This is a genomic window from Mycobacterium sp. NGS29, from assembly GCF_059812965.1.
In genome coordinates, this window is sequence record NZ_JCALDR010000002.1 from 36,480 (window position 1) to 53,633 (window position 17,154).

The 17,154-nt window shown below is 68.8% G+C and carries 18 protein-coding genes; 9 read left to right on the top strand and 9 right to left on the bottom strand.

Annotated elements, in window-relative coordinates:
• Positions 1–80: 80 nt before the first annotated feature.
• A complete protein-coding gene (gene fbaA, locus AC5Y5Z_RS02510; protein ID WP_463825517.1) occupies positions 81–1,115 on the top strand; it encodes a class II fructose-bisphosphate aldolase in 1,035 nt (344 codons plus the stop codon).
• Here fbaA and AC5Y5Z_RS02515 read toward each other — a convergent pair.
• The gene (locus AC5Y5Z_RS02515; protein ID WP_463825518.1) at positions 1,112–1,912 is read right to left on the bottom strand and encodes an Rv0361 family membrane protein; all 801 of its coding nucleotides are present in this window, start codon (positions 1,910–1,912) and stop codon (positions 1,112–1,114) included. The genes fbaA and AC5Y5Z_RS02515 overlap by 4 nt on opposite strands.
• A gap of 70 nt (positions 1,913–1,982) precedes the next feature.
• Here AC5Y5Z_RS02515 and AC5Y5Z_RS02520 point away from each other — a divergent pair, with 70 nt between their 5' ends.
• Positions 1,983–2,396: a DUF3151 domain-containing protein gene (locus AC5Y5Z_RS02520; protein WP_463825519.1), complete on the top strand. Its 414-nt coding sequence runs from the start codon at positions 1,983–1,985 to the stop codon at positions 2,394–2,396.
• Here AC5Y5Z_RS02520 and AC5Y5Z_RS02525 read toward each other — a convergent pair whose 3' ends face one another.
• The 3 genes from AC5Y5Z_RS02525 to AC5Y5Z_RS02535 all read right to left on the bottom strand — a co-directional run bounded on the left by AC5Y5Z_RS02525 (position 2,397) and on the right by AC5Y5Z_RS02535 (position 4,862).
• Positions 2,397–3,290, bottom strand: a complete 894-nt coding sequence (locus tag AC5Y5Z_RS02525) for a cation diffusion facilitator family transporter (protein WP_473139479.1) — start codon at positions 3,288–3,290, stop codon at positions 2,397–2,399.
• A 129-nt stretch (positions 3,291–3,419) separates the two neighbouring features.
• A complete protein-coding gene (locus AC5Y5Z_RS02530; protein ID WP_463825521.1) occupies positions 3,420–4,199 on the bottom strand; it encodes a site-2 protease family protein in 780 nt (259 codons plus the stop codon).
• 9 nt (positions 4,200–4,208) lie between these two features.
• Entirely contained in the window at positions 4,209–4,862 is a 654-nt protein-coding gene (locus AC5Y5Z_RS02535) for a peptidase M50 (protein WP_499923205.1), read from the bottom strand.
• An 89-nt stretch (positions 4,863–4,951) separates the two neighbouring features.
• On the opposite strand from AC5Y5Z_RS02535, the gene AC5Y5Z_RS02540 reads away from it, so the two are divergent.
• Both AC5Y5Z_RS02540 and AC5Y5Z_RS02545 read left to right on the top strand, forming a co-directional pair.
• Entirely contained in the window at positions 4,952–6,250 is a 1,299-nt protein-coding gene (locus AC5Y5Z_RS02540) for an adenylosuccinate synthase (protein ID WP_499923206.1), read from the top strand.
• Positions 6,247–6,885 carry a PaaI family thioesterase gene (locus AC5Y5Z_RS02545; RefSeq protein WP_499923207.1) on the top strand — a complete coding sequence of 213 codons (639 nt, stop codon included), beginning with the start codon at positions 6,247–6,249 and terminating at the stop codon, positions 6,883–6,885. Before AC5Y5Z_RS02540 ends, AC5Y5Z_RS02545 begins: the two co-directional genes overlap by 4 nt.
• Before the next feature lie 3 nt (positions 6,886–6,888).
• Here the strand turns inward: AC5Y5Z_RS02545 and AC5Y5Z_RS02550 are convergent, their stop codons facing one another.
• Together AC5Y5Z_RS02550 and AC5Y5Z_RS02555 are read right to left on the bottom strand one after the other, a co-directional pair.
• Positions 6,889–8,148, bottom strand: coding sequence for a PPE family protein (locus tag AC5Y5Z_RS02550; protein WP_473139511.1), 1,260 nt, complete (start codon positions 8,146–8,148; stop codon positions 6,889–6,891).
• Between the two features lie 13 nt (positions 8,149–8,161).
• Positions 8,162–8,473, bottom strand: coding sequence for a PE family protein (locus tag AC5Y5Z_RS02555; protein ID WP_499923209.1), 312 nt, complete (start codon positions 8,471–8,473; stop codon positions 8,162–8,164).
• 123 nt (positions 8,474–8,596) lie between these two features.
• Between AC5Y5Z_RS02555 and AC5Y5Z_RS02560 the strand changes: the two genes are divergently transcribed.
• Genes AC5Y5Z_RS02560 through AC5Y5Z_RS02570 form a run of 3 tightly spaced genes read left to right on the top strand, consistent with a single transcriptional unit; the run spans position 8,597 to position 11,331 of the window.
• Positions 8,597–9,721 (top strand): ATP-grasp domain-containing protein, encoded by a 1,125-nt coding sequence (locus AC5Y5Z_RS02560; protein WP_499923210.1) that lies wholly within the window; start codon positions 8,597–8,599, stop codon positions 9,719–9,721.
• Complete coding sequence (locus AC5Y5Z_RS02565; RefSeq protein WP_499923212.1) at positions 9,718–10,137, top strand: rhodanese-like domain-containing protein; 420 nt, start codon at positions 9,718–9,720, stop codon at positions 10,135–10,137. The genes AC5Y5Z_RS02560 and AC5Y5Z_RS02565 overlap by 4 nt, the downstream gene beginning before the upstream one ends.
• Positions 10,138–11,331, top strand: coding sequence for an O-succinylhomoserine sulfhydrylase (locus AC5Y5Z_RS02570; RefSeq protein WP_463825528.1), 1,194 nt, complete (start codon positions 10,138–10,140; stop codon positions 11,329–11,331). It abuts the gene before it with no gap.
• Here AC5Y5Z_RS02570 and AC5Y5Z_RS02575 read toward each other — a convergent pair.
• Genes AC5Y5Z_RS02575 through AC5Y5Z_RS02585 form a run of 3 tightly spaced genes read right to left on the bottom strand, consistent with a single transcriptional unit; the run spans position 11,328 to position 14,200 of the window.
• Positions 11,328–12,755 carry an NAD(P)/FAD-dependent oxidoreductase gene (locus tag AC5Y5Z_RS02575; protein ID WP_463825529.1) on the bottom strand — a complete coding sequence of 476 codons (1,428 nt, stop codon included), beginning with the start codon at positions 12,753–12,755 and terminating at the stop codon, positions 11,328–11,330. The genes AC5Y5Z_RS02570 and AC5Y5Z_RS02575 overlap by 4 nt on opposite strands.
• A 48-nt stretch (positions 12,756–12,803) precedes the next feature.
• Complete coding sequence (locus AC5Y5Z_RS02580; RefSeq protein ID WP_463825530.1) at positions 12,804–13,289, bottom strand: hemerythrin domain-containing protein; 486 nt, start codon at positions 13,287–13,289, stop codon at positions 12,804–12,806.
• Positions 13,286–14,200: a Rieske (2Fe-2S) protein gene (locus AC5Y5Z_RS02585; protein WP_463825531.1), complete on the bottom strand. Its 915-nt coding sequence runs from the start codon at positions 14,198–14,200 to the stop codon at positions 13,286–13,288. The genes AC5Y5Z_RS02580 and AC5Y5Z_RS02585 overlap by 4 nt, the downstream gene beginning before the upstream one ends.
• A 97-nt stretch (positions 14,201–14,297) precedes the next feature.
• On the opposite strand from AC5Y5Z_RS02585, the gene AC5Y5Z_RS02590 reads away from it, so the two are divergent.
• Complete coding sequence (locus tag AC5Y5Z_RS02590) at positions 14,298–15,617, top strand: aminotransferase class I/II-fold pyridoxal phosphate-dependent enzyme (RefSeq protein WP_499923213.1); 1,320 nt, start codon at positions 14,298–14,300, stop codon at positions 15,615–15,617.
• A gap of 28 nt (positions 15,618–15,645) precedes the next feature.
• Positions 15,646–17,154: a cytochrome P450 gene (locus AC5Y5Z_RS02595; RefSeq protein WP_463825533.1), complete on the top strand. Its 1,509-nt coding sequence runs from the start codon at positions 15,646–15,648 to the stop codon at positions 17,152–17,154.

The following is a 17,154-nucleotide window of genomic DNA, read 5'->3' on the forward strand; positions in this document are numbered from 1 at the left end:
CTTCAACATACCGGCGTTGTAATACTGAGTAGGCCCAGTCTCTAGGTCTTGAGAAGAGTCTCTGTAGGAGGAGCCGTTCCATGCCCATCGCAACCCCTGAGATTTACGCCGAGATGCTGGGCCGCGCCAAGAAGAACGCCTACGCGTTCCCGGCCATCAACTGCACCTCGTCGGAGACCGTCAACGCCGCCATCAAAGGGTTCGCCGACGCCGGCAGCGACGGCATCATCCAGTTCTCGACGGGCGGTGCGGAGTTCGCGTCCGGCCTCGGGGTCAAGGACATGGTGACCGGCGCGGTGGCGCTCGCCGAGTTCACCCACGTCATCGCGGCGAAGTACCCGATCAACGTGGCCCTGCACACCGACCACTGTCCCAAGGACAAACTCGACACCTACGTGCGGCCGCTGCTGGCGATCTCCGCGGAACGGGTGCGCGCGGGGAACAATCCGTTGTTCCAGTCGCACATGTGGGACGGCTCGGCGGTCCCGATCGACGAGAACCTGGAAATCGCCCGCGAGCTGCTCAAGCACGCGGCCGAGGCCAAGATCATCCTCGAGATCGAGATCGGGGTGGTCGGCGGCGAGGAGGACGGCGTCGCCAACGAGATCAACGACAAGCTGTACACCACGCCGGAGGACTTCGAGAAGACCATCGACGCGCTGGGGCACGGCGAACATGGTCATTACCTGCTGGCGGCGACGTTCGGCAACGTGCACGGCGTCTACAAGCCGGGCAACGTGAAGCTGCGCCCCGACATCCTGGCGCAGGGGCAGAAGGTGGCGGCCGCCAAGCTCGGGTTGTCCGACGACGCCCAACCCTTCGACTTCGTCTTCCATGGCGGGTCCGGCTCGGAGAAGTCCGAGATCGAGGAGGCCCTGCGGTACGGCGTGGTGAAGATGAACGTCGACACCGACACCCAGTACGCGTTCACCCGCCCGCTGGCGGGCCACATGTTCACCAACTACGACGGCGTGCTCAAGGTCGACGGCGACGTGGGCTCGAAGAAGGTCTACGACCCGCGCAGCTATCTGAAGAAGGCCGAAGCCGCAATGGCCGAGCGGGTGGTGGAGGCCTGCAACGACCTGCACTGCGCAGGCAAATCCCTCGCGGGCTAACTGGACTGGCAGATCTTCCACTGGTCGTCGCGGAACTGCAGGTCCAGGCTGCGCGTCGAGCGGGTCTGCGGGTCGTAGGCCATGAACGTGGTGATGTTGGCCTCGGCGTGCTGGCCGTTGACGACCACCTGGTCGATGTTGGCGATCACCGGAAACTGCTTGGCCGCCGAGACCCGCCGGTAGGTTTCTGACCAGGCTTTCTCGTCGTACTCCACGTAACCGTCGCGGGTGGTCCCGCAGGTGATGCTGCGCAGCGCGGTCAGGTCGCCCCGCTGGATCGCGATGTCGAAATTCTGGATGGTCTGCTTGACCTGGTCTTCCTGCGACGCTTTCGGATGGTCCTTGCGGGTCAGCAGGACGGTGCCGAAGATGGCGATCGCCGCCAGTGCCAGCACGATCACCACGATGGCCAGCACCCAGCCCCAGTTGCGGTTCTTGAACGACGCCTTGCCCCCGGTCCGCCCGGGGATCGACTGGGGCACGGCCGCTTTGGCGGGTGGCGTCGGCTGGGCGGCGGGCGGCTGGGTCTGGAACGCCTCGGTGGCCGCCTCCGGCGCCGTGGCGATCACCTGGGTTTCCTTCTCGTCGAAGCCGGGTGCGGTGAAGCGCCGCTCCGGTTCTTCGGCCTCGGCCGGTTCGCTGGCCGCCACCGGTTGCTGCTTGGCGAGTTTCAGCGTCTCGGTTTCGGCCTCACCGGATGCCGGCGGTGGGTTCTGGGTTTCGCCGGGGTCGCGCTGGCTGCCCGGTTTGCCGCGGAAACCGGTGCGGTCGCGGCCTGGCTCGGGTGCGTTGGGCATAGAAGGAGCTTAGCGACCCAACCGCGGCTGGTGTGCTCACCGCGGCAGCCGAATTGGCAGAATGGGCCGCATGACACCGATGGGTGACCTTCTGGGACCTGATCCGATCCTGCTGCCCGGCGACAGCGAAGCCGAAGCCGAGTTGCTGGCCGGCGAGAAGCCGGGCATCGTCGCCGCGACGCACCCGTCGGCGTCGGTGGCCTGGGCTGCACTCGCCGAAGAGGCGCTGGCCGAGGACAGGGCGATCACCGCCTACGCCTACGCGCGCACCGGCTATCACCGGGGCCTGGACCAGCTGCGCCGCAACGGCTGGAAAGGGTTCGGGCCGGTGCCTTACCAGCACCCGCCGAACCGGGGTTTCCTGCGCTGCGTGGCCGCGTTGGCGCGCGCCGCCGACGCCATCGGGGAGACCGACGAGTTCCGGCGCTGCCTGGATCTGCTCGACGACTGCGACCCCGGCGCGCGGCCCGCCCTGGGGCTGTAGTCAGAACGTCTCTTCGCAGTGGCCGTCCGGGCAGTCGATCTGGACGGTGGCGTGCTCCAACCCGCGCGCCGACAGCACCGCGCGTGCCTCGTGCAGCACCCGGCCCGAGTCGCTTGCGCTGGTCAGGTGTGCGGTGACCATGTCCTTGCCGGGGGAGAGCGTCCACACGTGCAGGTCGTGCACCTCGGTGACCCCGTCCACCGCACCGAGGGCCGACCGCAACTCGTCGACGTCGATGTGCGCGGGAGACGATTCGGACAGGATGCGCAGTGCCGCCCGGGCCAGCGCGATCGCCCGCGGCAGCACCCACAGCGCGACCAGCACCGCGACCACCACGTCGGCGTAGGGCCAGTGCGTCGTGACGGTGACGATCCCGGCGATCAGCACCCCGATGCTGCCGACGGTGTCGGCCACCACCTCCATGTAGGCGCCCTTGACGGCCAGGCTGTCCTCGGAGTGCGAGCGCAGCAGCATGGCCACGGCGAAATTGGCGGCCACTCCGGCCAGCGCCACCACGATCATCGGCAGGCCTGGCACGGTCGGTGCGCCGCCGAGCCGGTCGATCGCCTCGTAGAGGATGAACGCCGCCACCCCGACCAGCAGCGCGGCGTTGGCCACCGCGGTGAACACCTCGGCGCGATGCCAGCCGTAGGTGCGGTTCGGCGACGAGCTGCCTTTGCGAGCGAGGACGACGGCGGCCAGTCCCATGAAGACGGCCACCACATCGGTGAGCATGTGGCCGGCGTCGGCCAGCAGCGCGATGGAGTTGATCAGCAACGACGTGGTCAGCTCGATGACGAAGAACGTCGCCAGGATCGCGGCGGCGCCGATCATCTTGGGGATCATCCGCGAGGCGTCCGCCTCGGCGGGGGTGTGACTGTGTCCGGCGCCCATGGCGAGTAATATATGCGCAATCACGCATATATCGCAACAGTGCCAGCGCCGCGACACTGAATCCACGCACCCGACACGCCGGACGGGGTGGGCGTGCTTACCGGCTCGGTGGCCAGCACGCCGGCACGCCTAGAACAACGAACCCCAGAACCGGGTCAGCCCGGCGCCCATCCCCGACAGCCGCGGCGACACCCCCGACAAGCTGAAGAGTTCGTAGACGAGCCCGAAGAACCACTGACTCGTCACCGGCGACAACAGCACGAACAGCAGAAAGAAGACGCCCCACTGCTTGGCGGGGGCCACCGCGCGCTGGGTCTGCGGGCTCAGGTGCGGCTCCAGCGCGTCGTAGCCGTCCAGGCCCGGGATGGGCAGCAGGTTCAACAGCACCGCGGTGATCTGTAGGAACCCCAGAAACGCAACTCCGGCCCACAGCACCCGGTGCGACGGCTGGTAGCACCACCGGACCGTCGTCAACAGCAACACGGCCAGCAGGAGATTCATCACCGGCCCGGCCAGGCTCACCATGGTGCGCCGCGCCGGAGACATGGACCCGGTCCGCACATAGACCGCGGCCCCCGGCAGCCCGATACCGCCCAGGGCGATGAACACCATCGGCAACACCAGTGACAGGCCGAGATGGCTGTAGCGGCGGGGATCCAGCGTGAGGTAACCGCGCACCGCGACATCGTGGTCACCGAATCGCCAGGCGGTGTAGGCATGCCCGAACTCGTGCAGGCACAGCGACACCAGCCACCCCGCGATGACGAAGACGAACACGCCGGCGTAAGCCAGCGGCCGCACCGTGGATCCGGCCGCCCAGGCCAGTGCGGCGCCGACTGCGGTCAACCCGACCAGGCCGAGAAAGATCGGGCTGGGCCGCACCGATTCGTGCACCCGCCGATCGCTCACCGGTCGAAGCTACCGGACCAGCAACCAGCCCTCGACGTTGCGGTAGAACGTCGATCGACGCACCGGACGCTTGGCCGGCACACCGTCACGCAGCACGCGGGCGCCGGGGGTGCCCAGCTGGGCGGCACGCCCGCTCACCCAGCGCGGCCAGCGGCCCGCCAACCCCGCCCGCAGACCCGGGATCGCCGCCGTGGGCTCGATCCACACCTCGGCGGCGTCCCCGTCGAACAGCACGGTGTCGTCGACGATCGCCTCGCCACGGATCGCCGGCGACCCCTCGGCCGGCACCCAGCTGGCCCGTCCCACCAGCACCGTCCCGGTCTCGTCGCGGATCAGCGGGACCCGGCGCGCGGTGCCACCGACGGCCCGTCGCGCCGCCCGGGATCCCGTCGGCAACCGATAGGCCCGGCTGGCGCGGGTGCGCCGGCGCGGGACGTACGCCACTTCGACGTCCAGCCGGTCGACGCGCAACAGGCGGGTCAGTACGGCGGCCAGGTCGGCGTCGGCGCCGACGACAACGAGCCGCCGATAGCGGCCCGGGAGGGTACTGATGTCGGTTCCGCCGACATCCAGACCTCGCAACGCGGGCGGCAGCGGTCCCTCGTCGAACGGCAGAACCGCCACGCTGACCGCGGTTTCCGCCCGGTTAATAGGCGCGTTCATGACACTCCTTGCGCACCGCAGGATAGGGTAGGTCACCGGCTGGACCACAATAAGCGGGCATAACCCGCCAGACGAGGTGGGAGCACGTCATGCCGGCAATCGTGCTGATCGGCGCCCAATGGGGTGACGAAGGCAAAGGCAAGGCCACAGATCTGCTCGGCGGACGCGTGCAGTGGGTGGTGCGCTACCAAGGCGGCAACAACGCCGGGCACACCGTCGTGTTGCCGACCGGTGAGAACTTCGCGCTGCACCTGATCCCGTCCGGCGTGCTGACCCCGGGGGTCATCAATGTCATCGGCAACGGCGTGGTGATCGACCCGGGCGTCCTGCTCGACGAGCTCAAAGGCCTGGAAGACCGCGGTGTCGACACCTCCCGGCTGCTGATCTCCGCCGACGCCCACCTGCTGATGCCCTATCACGTGGCCATCGACAAAGTCACCGAGCGCTACATGGGCAGCAAGAAGATCGGCACCACCGGCCGCGGCATCGGACCCTGCTACCAGGACAAGATCGCCCGGATCGGAATCCGGGTCGCCGATGTGCTGGACCCCGACCAGCTGACCCACAAGGTGGAGGCGGCACTGGAGTTCAAGAACCAGGTGCTGGTCAAGATCTACAACCGCAAAGCGCTCGAACCCGGCCAGGTGGTCGAGGCACTGCTGGAGCAGGCCGAAGGTTTCCGGCACCGCATCGCCGACGCCCGGCTGCTGCTCAACAACGCACTGGACGCGGGCGAGACGGTGCTGCTGGAAGGCTCGCAGGGCACCCTGCTCGACGTCGATCACGGCACCTACCCCTACGTCACCTCGTCGAATCCGACGGCCGGTGGCGCGGCGGTGGGTTCGGGCATCGGCCCGACCCGCATCGGCACGGTGCTGGGGATCCTGAAGGCCTACACCACCCGGGTGGGCTCGGGCCCGTTCCCGACCGAACTGTTCGACGAGAACGGCGAATACCTGTCCAAGACGGGCGGCGAGTTCGGTGTCACCACCGGCCGGCGTCGCCGTTGCGGCTGGTTCGATGCCGTCATCGCGCGATACGCGACCCGGGTCAACGGGATCACCGACTACTTCCTGACCAAGCTCGACGTGCTGTCCAGCCTGGAGACGGTGCCGGTGTGTGTCGGCTACGAGGTCGGCGGCAAACGCACCGACGAGATGCCGATGACCCAGAGCGACCTGTGTCACGCCACCCCGGTGTACGAGGAGCTGCCCGGCTGGTGGGAGGACATCTCGACCGCCCGCGAGTTCGACGACCTGCCCGCTAAGGCCCGCGACTATGTGCTGCGGCTGGAAGAGCTTGCCGGAGCGCATGTTTCGTGCATCGGCGTGGGTCCCGGGCGCGACCAGACCATCGTGCGCCGGGACGTCCTGGCGGCGCGTCCGTGACCGACCCGGACCCCAAGAACCTCGACCCCGAATACGAGCACCACGGCGGCTTCCCGGAATTCGGGCCGGCCGATCCCGGTGCGGGTTTCCGGCGCTTCGTCACCGCCATGCGCCGGGTCCAGGATCTTGCGGTGTCCGCTGCGCCCGACGACGACGTGTGGGACAGGGCCGCCGAGCATGCCGCCGCGCTGGTCGAGTTGCTGGGACCGTTTCAGGCCGCCGAAGGTATCTCACCTGCCGGCCGGACGCCGGATCTGCCCGGCATGGGCAGTTTGCTGCTGCCGCCGTGGGACCTGACCCGTTACGGTCCCGACGGCGTGGAAATGACCGGTCATTTCAGCCGTTTCCACGTCGGCGGCAACATGGCGGTGCACGGGGGAGTGCTGCCGTTGCTGTTCGACCACACGTTCGGCATGATCTCGCACGCAGCCGGCCGGCCGATCAGCCGGACCGCCTTCCTGCACGTCGACTACCGCAAGATCACCCCGATCGATGAGCCGCTGTCCATCCGCGGGCGGGTCACCCGCACCGAGGGGCGCAAAGCGTTCGTGTCCGCGGAGCTGGTGGATGCCGACGAGAACCTGCTCGCGGAGGGCAACGGGCTGATGGTGCGGCTGCTGCCCGGTCAGCCCTGATCGCTACTGCTGCTGGGGATCCGGCGGCACCACGATGATGGTCGCCCCGGGGATGGCGGCCAGCGTCGCGGCCAGATTGGCCACCACGCCGGGCGGCAGCCCGGACGGCAACCCCGGAAACTGCACGCCCGCGGCGGCGGCCGGGATCGCGGGCGTGTTGGCCGCGGGCCGGGTGGCGGCCGCACCGGCGGCCGGGGCCGCCTGGGTCGGCGTCGACGACGCACCGGCCCGCGCTGCCAGCCCGGCCAGACCGGTGCCGGCCAGACCGGCCGCGGCCAAGCCCACATAGCCGCCACCTTCGCCGCCGGTGAACAGCGGTGTGGTGCCGGGGAACATCGCGGCGACTTGACGCACCGCCGGGGGCAGGAACCAGCTCTGCGGCACCGAGAGCCCGTTGAGGCTGGCCGAATTGCCGGAGATCGCGGCGGCCCCCGCTGCGATCGGTCGCGGCGCCAATGCGGCCCGCCCGAGGTACGGCTCCTCGGCAAACCCCGCCTGGCCGGCCTGGAGCTCGTTCTGTTCGAGCTCGTTGCCGGCCTGCAGCTCCTGCTCCTCGACCTCGTCGCTGCGAACCTCTTCGCTGAACTGCCCCAGCGCGACGACCAGGCTGGCAGCCGAGAGGCCCAGCGTGCCGAGCACCAGCAGGTCGAGGTCCTCGAACGGGTTCGGTAGGCCGGCGATCAGGTCGCCGATCACGTCACCCACCGTGGCTGCCGGCGCGGCCGCAGCGGCAGCGGCGTCGGTGGTGGCCGGGGGCGAGGTGAACGGATCCAACTGCGAGGCGGCCTCGGAGTTGCCGGCGTAACCGTCCATCGCGACGATGTCCTGCGCCCACATCTCGCCGTAGTTGGCCTCGGTGGTCGCGATGGCGGGGGTGTTCTGCCCGAAAATATTGGTCCGGACCAGCGACATCGCCGTGCTGCGATTGGCCGCAACCGCCGCGGGCGGCACCGTGGCCGCATAGGCCGCCTCGTAGGCGTTCGCAGCGGCCAGCGCCTGGGCGCGGGCCTGTTCGGCTTGGACGGCAGTGCCGCGCATCCACGTCAGGTACGGCGTGACCGCGGCCGCCATCGACAGTGACGACGGCCCCAACCACTCCTGGCTGGTAAGGCCGGAGATCACCGCGGCGTACGACTCCGCGGCCGCGTTGAGTTCGCCGGCCAGCCGCTCCCAGGCAGCCGCGGCCTGCATCAATGGCCCCGATCCGGGTCCGGCGTAGATACGGGCCGAATTGATCTCGGGGGGCAGCTCGCCGAAGTCCAGGCCCTGCATCGCGTTACACCCCGGCCGAACCGGTCGCGGCGGCGTTGCCCGTCTCGGTGGCCGCATACAAGCCACCGCCGGATGCCAGCGCGGCGACGAACTGCTCGTGCACGTCCGCGGCCTGCGCACTGACCAGCTGATACATGTTCGCGTGGTAGGCGAACCGCAGTGCCGTCGTTGCCGACACCGCGTCTGCGGCCGCGGGCGGCAGCGCGGTGGTGAGGGCGGCCGATGCATCGTTGAGAGCACGCATGGCCGCCCCGATACACGCCAGGTCGTGCGCGGCTGCGCCCAGCGCCTCCGGCTGGGTCGTCACGAACGACATGCACCCTCCCTCGGCCCTAGGCCAGAACTCACAGCGACTCAGCAGAGTTTCACAAGAGTTTCACGAAAATTCAAAATATGAGGCGAGAAGCGTGGTTGCGGCGGCCGCCCCTATCCTTGACCCGTGACCACAGAGCAGGCCGAGGAGGCTGGGCCGCCGCGAGTTCTGCTGCTGGGTGCCGACGAAGCGGCTCAGGAGCTGACCGTCGCGTTGCAGCGGCTGGGTGCCGAAGTGTTCACCGCCGATGCCGAGACGTGGACCGACGCCGAGGAGCTCACCGCGACCACGCAGGCCTTGGCGCCGGATTTCGTGGTGACGCTCACCGGGGTAGCCGTGACCGGTTTGGCAGATCCGGACATCGAGCTGGTGCCCGGGGCGCAGGCCGTGCAGCTGACCTCCGACCGGGAGGGTCTGCGCCGGCTGGCCGCGGACGAACTCGGCCTGCCCACCGCGCCGTTCTGGTTCGTCGAAACGCTCGCCGAACTCGAAGCGGTCGGCGCCCACGCCGGGTTCCCGATCCTGGTCAAGTCCGCCGCCGGCACCGGGCGGTCCCTGGTTCGTGCCGGCGACGAGATCGCAGCTGCGTGGGCACGCGCCACCGAGGGTGGTGTCGGCCGGGTCTGGGCCGAGACGGTGGTCGACGTCGAATTCCTGGTCACCCTGATCGTGGTCCGGACCGAAGGCCCGAACGGGCCGGTCATCGAGTTCTGCTCACCGATCGGGCACCGCAGGCAGGCCGGGGAACTGGAATCCTGGCAACCCCAGCAGCTGACCACCGCCGCCCTGGACGCGGCCAAGTCGATCGCCGCGCGGATCGTCAAGGCGCTGGGCGGGCGCGGCGTGTTCAGCGTCGAACTGATGATCAACGGGGACGAGGTGTACTTCGCCGAGGTCACGACCGGTCCGCCGGACAGCGCCTGGGTCACCCTGCGCAGTCAGCGACTCTCGGTGTTCGAGTTGCAGGCCCGCGTGATTCTGGGGGTGGCGGTGGACACCATGATGGTCTCGCCGGGAGCTGCCGTTCTGCTCGACCAGGGGCCCGCGGCCCCCGGTGCCGACGTGCTCGCCGCCGCGCTCAGTGTCCCGGAAAGCGACCTGCGGATATTCGATCCGGCCGCCGCCGACGCACCCGGCATTGCCACGCCGAATCGGGTGTTGGCGCTGGCCACCGCGCCCGAGGTGGCCGCCGCCCGCGACCGCGCCCGGCAGGTCGCGACCCGGTTGAATATGCGAGACTCTCGCGGGTGAGTTACGCAGGAGACATCACGCCCCGCCAGGCCTGGGACATGATCGTGCAGAACCCCGAGACTGTGCTGGTGGACGTGCGCACCGACGCCGAGTGGAGTTTCGTCGGCGTCCCCGATCTGTCCAGTGTGGGCCGCGAGGTGCTGTTCATCGAGTGGAACAAATCCAACGGCCAGCACAACGAGAACTTCCTGACCGAGCTGCGCGACCAGCTCCCGTCCGCCGGGGCGCCGGATCGCCCGGTGGTCTTCCTGTGCCGGTCGGGCAACCGGTCCATCGGCGCCGCGGAGGTCGCCACCGAGGCCGGCATCACGCCGTCCTACAACGTGCTGGACGGTTTCGAAGGCCAGCTCGACGCCCAGGGCCACCGGGGTGCGACGGGCTGGCGCGCGGTCGGACTGCCTTGGAGACAGGGTTAGATGGCTGAGCTGCCCGACGGTGTCGGCCCGGCAACCCTGGGGGTGCGCGGCGGCCTGACGCGCACCGGCTTCGAGGAGACCTCCGAGGCACTGTTCCTGTCGTCCGGCTATGTCTACCCGTCGGCGGCGGTTGCCGAGCAGTCGTTCACCGGCGAGGTCGAGCACTACGTCTACTCCCGCTACGGCAACCCGACCGTGAGCATGTTCCAGGAGCGGCTGCGCCTGATCGAGGGCGCCCCGGCGGCGTTCGCGACGGCCAGCGGCATGGCCGCGGTGTTCGTCTCACTCGGTGCGCTGCTGGGCGCGGGCGATCGGCTGGTCGCCGCCCGCAGCCTGTTCGGTTCCTGCTTCGTGGTGTGCAACGAGATCCTGCCGCGCTGGGGGGTGGAGACCGTCTTCGTCGACGGTGACGACCTGTCCCAGTGGGAGGAGGCGCTGTCGGTGCCCACCCAGGCGGTGTTCTTCGAGACCCCCTCGAACCCGATGCAGTCGCTGGTGGACATCGCCGCGGTCACCGAACTGGCCCACGCGGCGGGGGCAAAAGTGGTGCTGGACAACGTCTTTGCGACCCCACTGCTGCAGCAGGGTTTCCCGTTGGGCGTCGACGTGGTGGTGTATTCGGGCACCAAGCACATTGACGGCCAGGGCCGGGTGCTCGGTGGGGCGATCCTGGGCGATAAGGAGTACATCGACGGCCCGGTGCAGAAGCTGATGCGGCACACCGGCCCGGCGCTCAGTGCATTCAATTCCTGGGTCATGCTGAAAGGCCTTGAGACACTTGCGGTTCGGGTCCAGTACAGCAATTCCTCGGCGCAGCGCATCGCCGAGTTCCTGGAGGGTCATCCCGCGGTCAGCTGGGTGCGCTACCCGTTCCTGCCGTCGCACCCGCAGCACGATCTGGCCAAGCGCCAGATGACCGGCGGCGGAACGGTTGTCACGTTCGCACTGGACGCCGCAGCGGATGCCGCCAAACAGCGGGCCTTCGAGGTACTGGACAAGCTGCGGCTGATCGACATCTCCAACAACCTGGGCGACACGAAATCCCTGGTGACGCACCCGGCGACCACGACGCACCGGGCGATGGGACCGGAGGGCCGCGCCGCGATCGGTCTCGGCGACGGCGTGGTGCGAATCTCGGTCGGACTGGAAGGCACCGACGATCTGATCGCCGATATCGACCAGGCTCTGAGCTAACCGGCTTTCTGCTCGGCTTTCTCCGCTTGTTCGGCGGCGGCCAGTGCGCCCTGGCTCTCGGCGGCGGAGAGCCCCTGGCTCTCCTCCATCCACTTGGTCACCACTCGGGCGTAGATCATCTGGCTGGTGATGGCCATCTGCCCGCGGGTGCGGCCCAGGAACGAGATCACCCAGGAGAACAGCGCGGCGATCCGGTTGCGGTGGCCGACCAGATACGCCAGGTGCAGCACCAGCCACGCCAGCCAGGCGATGAAACCGCCGAACTCCAGCTTGCCGACCTGCGCCACCGCGCTGTACCGCGAGATGGTGGCCATGCTGCCCTTGTTGAAGTACTTGAAAGGTTCGCGGGTGGCCGGGTCGTCCTTGCCCTTGACCATGTGCTTGATCACCGTGGTCGCGTACTTCGCGCCCTGGATCGCGCCCTGGGCCATGCCGGGCACACCTTCGACCGACGCCAGGTCGCCGATGACGAAGACGTTGGGGTGTCCCTTGACGGTCAGATCGGGCTCCACGACCACCCGGCCGGCTTTGTCGGTCTCGGTGCCGTCGGACTGCTCGGCGACCATCTTGCCCAGCGAACTGGCCTGCACGCCGGCCGCCCACACCTTGACCGCACATTCGATGCGGCGCTCGCCGGCGTCCTTCTCCTTAATGGTGATGCCCTTGTAGTCGACGGCGGTCACCATCGCATTGAGCTGCACCTCGACGTCCATCTTCTCCAGCCGGCGTTGCGCTTTGCCGCCCAGCTTCTCGCCCATCGGGGGCAGCACCAGCGGCGCCGCGTCGACCAGGACCACCCGGCACTCGCTGGGCGTGATGGTCCGGAATGCCCCGGCCAGCGTGCGTTCGGCGAGTTCGACGATCTGCCCGGCCACCTCGACGCCGGTGGGCCCGGCACCCACCACCACGAAGGTCAGCCGGCGTTCCCGCTCGTCGTGGTCGGTGCTGACTTCGGCGGCTTCGAACGCGCCGAGGATGCGGCCGCGCAATTCCAGCGCGTCGTCGATGGTCTTCATACCGGGCGCGAAGGTGGCGAACTCGTCGTTGCCGAAGTAGGACTGCTGGGAGCCGGACGCGACGATGAGGCTGTCGTACCCGGTCACCGTCTCCATGTCCATCAATTTCGACGTGACCGTCTGGGCCTTCAGGTCGATGGCGTTGACCTCGCCCAGCAGGACCCGCACGTTCTTCTGCCGGCGCAGGATCAACCGGGTGGTCGGGGCGATGTCGCCTTCGGAGAGGATGCCGGTGGCCACCTGGTACAGCAACGGCTGGAACAGGTGGGTGGTGGTCTTGGAGATCAGGGTGATGTCGACGTCGGCCCGCTTGAGCTTCCTGGCCGCGTTCAGGCCGCCGAACCCGCTTCCGATGATGACGACGTGGTGGCGCTTGTCGGCAGTCGAGGCCTCGCTGGATGGCGTCATGGTCCTCCTATACCGTACGACTCCATCCGGTAAACGTTATCGGTGCGATCAGAACGCCCGCAACAGTGCCGCCCTGCCTCTGACGTGCATTCGCTGGATCTTGGAGTTGCGGAGCTGGCGCATCCGTTCGGACATGTCGCGGCCCAGCCGATCGAGTTCTTCGTCGCTCAGATCCACCGGTGCCGGCGGCGGGACCAGGTCCCTTTCCTCCTCGTCGGCGTGCGCCTCCAGCACGGTCAAGAAGGAGTTCCATTCCGCTTCGTAGTCCGGCGATTTGGGCGAGGTGCGCAGCGCCACGGCCAGCTGGTCGTAGATCTGCCGGTGCTCGGCGTGCGCGATCGCGATCAGGGTGGTCGCGGCCGCCATCGCGGGGTAGTACAGGTCGTCCTCGATGCGCATGTGGATGTCGAACTCGAGCAGCAGATCGTCGATGCACTTCTGCCGCTCGGGCGTGCCCACCGGGGCCTCGCGCAGTCGGGAGCCCAACGAGCGGAGCAGGTTGTGGTGGTCTTTGAGTACGTCGTAGGCGTTCATCGGATTTCGACCTTGCCCTCGTTCAGCCGAGCCTGGTAGCAGGGCAGCGACGCGGCCGCGGGCCCGCGCACCACGTGTCCGGACTCGACGTCGAATTGCGAACCGTGCCAAGGGCAGACGATCCGGCCGCGGTCCAGCCAGCCGTCGGACATCGGTGCGGCCAGGTGCGGGCAGAACTCGCCGACTGCGGACACCTCGTCGTCACCGGTGCGGCAGACGATCACGCCGACACCGTCCACCTCGACGCGCTGCAGCGCTCCCTGCGGCAATTCCGTCTCGGCCAGCACCGGTGTCCAGTCGGGCAGGTCCAGTCGTGGGCCGGACTGGTCGATGCCGATGCCGGAGCCGAACACCAGCGACCCGCCGAGGTAGCCGCTGCCGGATGCAATGCCGTAGCCGACCGCGCTGACCACCATGCCGCGCAGATTCCGGCCCTGCTGCCGGTCGCGCCACGATGCGATGTACAGCGAGGTGGCGAGCAGGTTCAGCACGCCGTGCACCAGTCCGACCCGGCGGTCTTCTTCATGGGTGTGTTGCCAGTCGGTGACGCCGGTGACGGCGGAGCCGAGGTTGGCCAGGATGCCGATGCCGAGCGCGCGCTGGGCGAATCGTGCCGAGTCGCGCCGTTCGGTGGCGGGCCGGCGCGGCAGCGCATGCAGGACGTCGAGGGCCACGGTCGTGCCGATCGCGCCGCTGGCCAGCGACGCCAGCGGCGGATGGGCGGGATGCCCGAGCCAGACGCCGTTGAGCAGGTTTGTGACCCGATTGCGCGCCGCGCCAAAGGAATTGAACACGAAGCTGAGCACGTTCTCGAGACGGTAGCTGGGTCTGTCCAGCCACTCCTGGCGTCCGATGAACGTAAGAACTCGTTTCCCGATCCCCTCGTGGGGCCGCACCAGTTGATCCACCATTGGCAGCTTTCCTCTCATCGTGAAATTAAATCTAGCATCGTTTGTCATAGGACAAAATCACGCTGTTGATCACCGGTCGGCCGGTACATTGACTGCCGTGCCGCCGATATCCGGGTCGACCGCCAGTGCCATCGCCGACAGCGTGCGTGACCTGGTGTCGCGCGGCGACCTGGCTCCCGGTGCGCTGCTGCCCCCGATCCGCGCGCTGGCGACCGAGTTGCAGGTCAACCGCAACACCGTGGCCGCGGCGTACCGGCAGTTGGTCTCCGCGGGGGTGGCGCAGGCCGGCGGCCGGCGGGGCACCGCGATCGCCGAGATCCCCGATCTCGGCGCCGAGCAGACCCCTGGTTCCGGGCTGGTCGACCTGGCCAGCGGAAACCCCGACCCCCGGTTGCTGCCGGACCCGCTCGCGGCGATTCGCCGGGCCCGCTACCACCCGACGATGTACGGGGCGCCGGCCGTCGAAGACCGGTTGATGACGGTGGCCGAGCGGTTGCTCACGCCGGATGTCGGCGCTTGCGGAACCGGCGCGGTGCAGATCGTGGTGACACACGGCGCGGTCGACGCCGTCGAGCGCGTGCTGAGTACCTGTCTGGCCCGCGGGGACGCGGTCGCTGTCGAGGATCCGTGTTTCCTGGCCAGCATCGGCACCGTGCGGCTCAACGGTTACCAGCGGGTCCCGGTCCCGGTCGACGAAAGCGGCATGACGGTGGCCGGGCTGCGCAACGCGATCGCCAACCGGGGTGCCCGTGCCGTGATCGTCACCCCCCGGGCGCACAACCCGACCGGAGTGAGCATCGACCACCGCCGCGCCGCCGCGTTGCGCGCGGTCTTGGCCGACTATCCCGAGGTGCTGGTGATCGAGGACGACTACTTCTCGCTGGTGTCGTCGGCGCCGTACTGCCGGGTGACTCCGCCGTCGACGAACAACTGGGCGCTGGTACGTTCCGTCGCCAAATTCCTGGGTCCGGACCTGCGGGTAGCCATGGTGGCCGCGAATCCGCAGACCGCTCAACTGATCGGTGCCCGGCTGCGCGCGGGCAAGACCTGGGTCAGTCATCTGCTGCAGGCCGCCGCGGCGCACCTGCTCACCGATCCGGGGACGGCCGCGCAACTCGGCCGGGCCCGGCGCAGTTACGCCAGGCGCAGTCATATTCTGGCGGAAGCTCTGGTGGCCAAAGGTATGTCGCCGCTGGGCAGTCCGGACGGTCTGAACCTCTGGGTCGACCTTGCCGATGCGCAGGCGGTGGATGCGACGGTGGGCCGGTTGACGCGGGCCGGGTGGGCGGTGCAGCCGGGTGACATCTTCGCCGTCGACCCGTACCGGCCCCGGTACGGCATCCGGATCACCTCGTCGACCGTCACCAGCAGGATGGCGACGCGATTCGCGACCGACCTGGCCAGCGCGGTAACTTAGGCCTGCCTAACCGAAAGGGTGTGACGCGTTGACCGCTGCGGAAGAGCCGCTGTACCGGCCGGTCGAGCCGCAGGAGGGCGATGCCGGGAAGTTGGCGTCTGGTCGGCTCAGCGCGGTCGGCGCGCTGCGCGAAGACCCCCTCTGGCCCACCCGGCTCTCGGTGCCCACCTTGCTCGGCGCGGCCCGCGGCTACGGCCGCCCCCTGCCGCTGCCGCCGGGGCCCAGGGGGTTGCCCGTCGTCGGCTCCTTCTTCGAGCTGCGCCGGGACCCGTTCGAGCTGATCAGTCGCGGCGCGGCCGGCTACGGCGACATGTTCCGGATCCCGATGCCGCTGCTCGACATGGTCGCGGTGACCCACCCGGACCTGCTGCGCGAGTTCATGGACGACCAGGACGGCCGGTACAGCCGCTACGACCTGCTCGGTCCGCTGCTCAAGGTCATCGGGGCCAACAGCATCATGCTGGAAGGCCCGAAGCTGCGGGAACGACGCAAGATGCTGATGCCGATGTTCACCCGTCGGCACATGACGACCATGGCGGACATCTTCTGCAGCGAGTTCGACGAGCGCCTGGCCGGCTGGTCGTCGTTCGTCGGCGCCGGGCGTCCGGTGGACCTGCAGTACGAGATCACTCTGCTGACGTTGAAGGTGTACCTCAAGACGCTGTTCTCCGCTTCGATCGGGGAGCAGGAACTGCGCCGGCTGGACGCCGACATGCGGGCGATCACCGGGCTGCTCGGCCTGACCACGCTGATGGTGCCGTTCCCCAATGTGCTTCCGCGCAAAGGCAAGTCGAGCTTGTTCCCGGCGCTGGCGCGGATCTACCGGCTGGTCGGGCGGCTGATCAAGGACCGCAGGAAGAACCCCCTGGAGACGCCGGACTTCCTGGACACCCTGCTGGACGCGCGTTACGAGGACGGGTCGCCGATCAACCGGGCCGACCTGGCAGCCGAGATCGTCGGCCTGCTGGGGGGCGCATACGACCCCACCGGTGCGGCGCTGACCTGGACGGTGGCGCTACTGCTGAAGAACCCCGACAGCCTGGCCAGGCTCTACGCGGAGGTCGACGCGTTGGGCGGCGCCCTGCCCACGTTCGACGACCTGTCCCGCCTGACCTGGGCCAAGGCGTGCTTCGACGAGGGCCAGCGGATGCAGGGTCACCCGTTCTTCCCGCGGTTCTGCATGACCGACAACGAGCTCGGCGGCTACCGGCTGCCCAAGTTCACCCTGGTGGGCGCGTCGATGTCGGTGGTGCACCGCGACCCGCGGTGGTGGCCGGAACCGGACCGCTTCGACCCGATGCGGTTCATCGATGCCGACCAGGTGCGGGAGCGGCCGCGGCTGGCGTTCATGCCGTTCAGCTCCGGGCAGCACTTCTGCCTGGGCACCAGCATGGCCTACCTGGCCGCGCAGTTCTTCCTGACGATCCTGTTCCAGCGCTACCGGCTGAGCGTGCCCGACGGCTGGCACCCCGAGCCGCAGTTCACCTTCTCGGTGATGGTCAAGGGCGGTCTGCCGGCCACGGTTTCGCGAGTGTGA

Excerpts from the sequence above, each read along its gene's own strand:
- AC5Y5Z_RS02525 (WP_473139479.1), bottom strand. The coding sequence starts at position 3,290 with ATGGGCGCCGGACACAGTCACACCCCCGCCGAGGCGGACGCCTCGCGG.
- AC5Y5Z_RS02570 (WP_463825528.1), top strand. The coding sequence starts at position 10,138 with ATGGCTGAGCTGCCCGACGGTGTCGGCCCGGCAACCCTGGGGGTGCGC.
- AC5Y5Z_RS02515 (WP_463825518.1), bottom strand. The coding sequence starts at position 1,912 with ATGCCCAACGCACCCGAGCCAGGCCGCGACCGCACCGGTTTCCGCGGC.
- AC5Y5Z_RS02555 (WP_499923209.1), bottom strand. The coding sequence starts at position 8,473 with ATGTCGTTCGTGACGACCCAGCCGGAGGCGCTGGGCGCAGCCGCGCAC.
- AC5Y5Z_RS02520 (WP_463825519.1), top strand. The coding sequence starts at position 1,983 with ATGACACCGATGGGTGACCTTCTGGGACCTGATCCGATCCTGCTGCCC.
- fbaA (WP_463825517.1), top strand. The coding sequence starts at position 81 with ATGCCCATCGCAACCCCTGAGATTTACGCCGAGATGCTGGGCCGCGCC.
- AC5Y5Z_RS02585 (WP_463825531.1), bottom strand. The coding sequence starts at position 14,200 with ATGGTGGATCAACTGGTGCGGCCCCACGAGGGGATCGGGAAACGAGTT.
- AC5Y5Z_RS02580 (WP_463825530.1), bottom strand. The coding sequence starts at position 13,289 with ATGAACGCCTACGACGTACTCAAAGACCACCACAACCTGCTCCGCTCG.
- AC5Y5Z_RS02575 (WP_463825529.1), bottom strand. The coding sequence starts at position 12,755 with ATGACGCCATCCAGCGAGGCCTCGACTGCCGACAAGCGCCACCACGTC.
- AC5Y5Z_RS02535 (WP_499923205.1), bottom strand. The coding sequence starts at position 4,862 with ATGAACGCGCCTATTAACCGGGCGGAAACCGCGGTCAGCGTGGCGGTT.
- AC5Y5Z_RS02540 (WP_499923206.1), top strand. The coding sequence starts at position 4,952 with ATGCCGGCAATCGTGCTGATCGGCGCCCAATGGGGTGACGAAGGCAAA.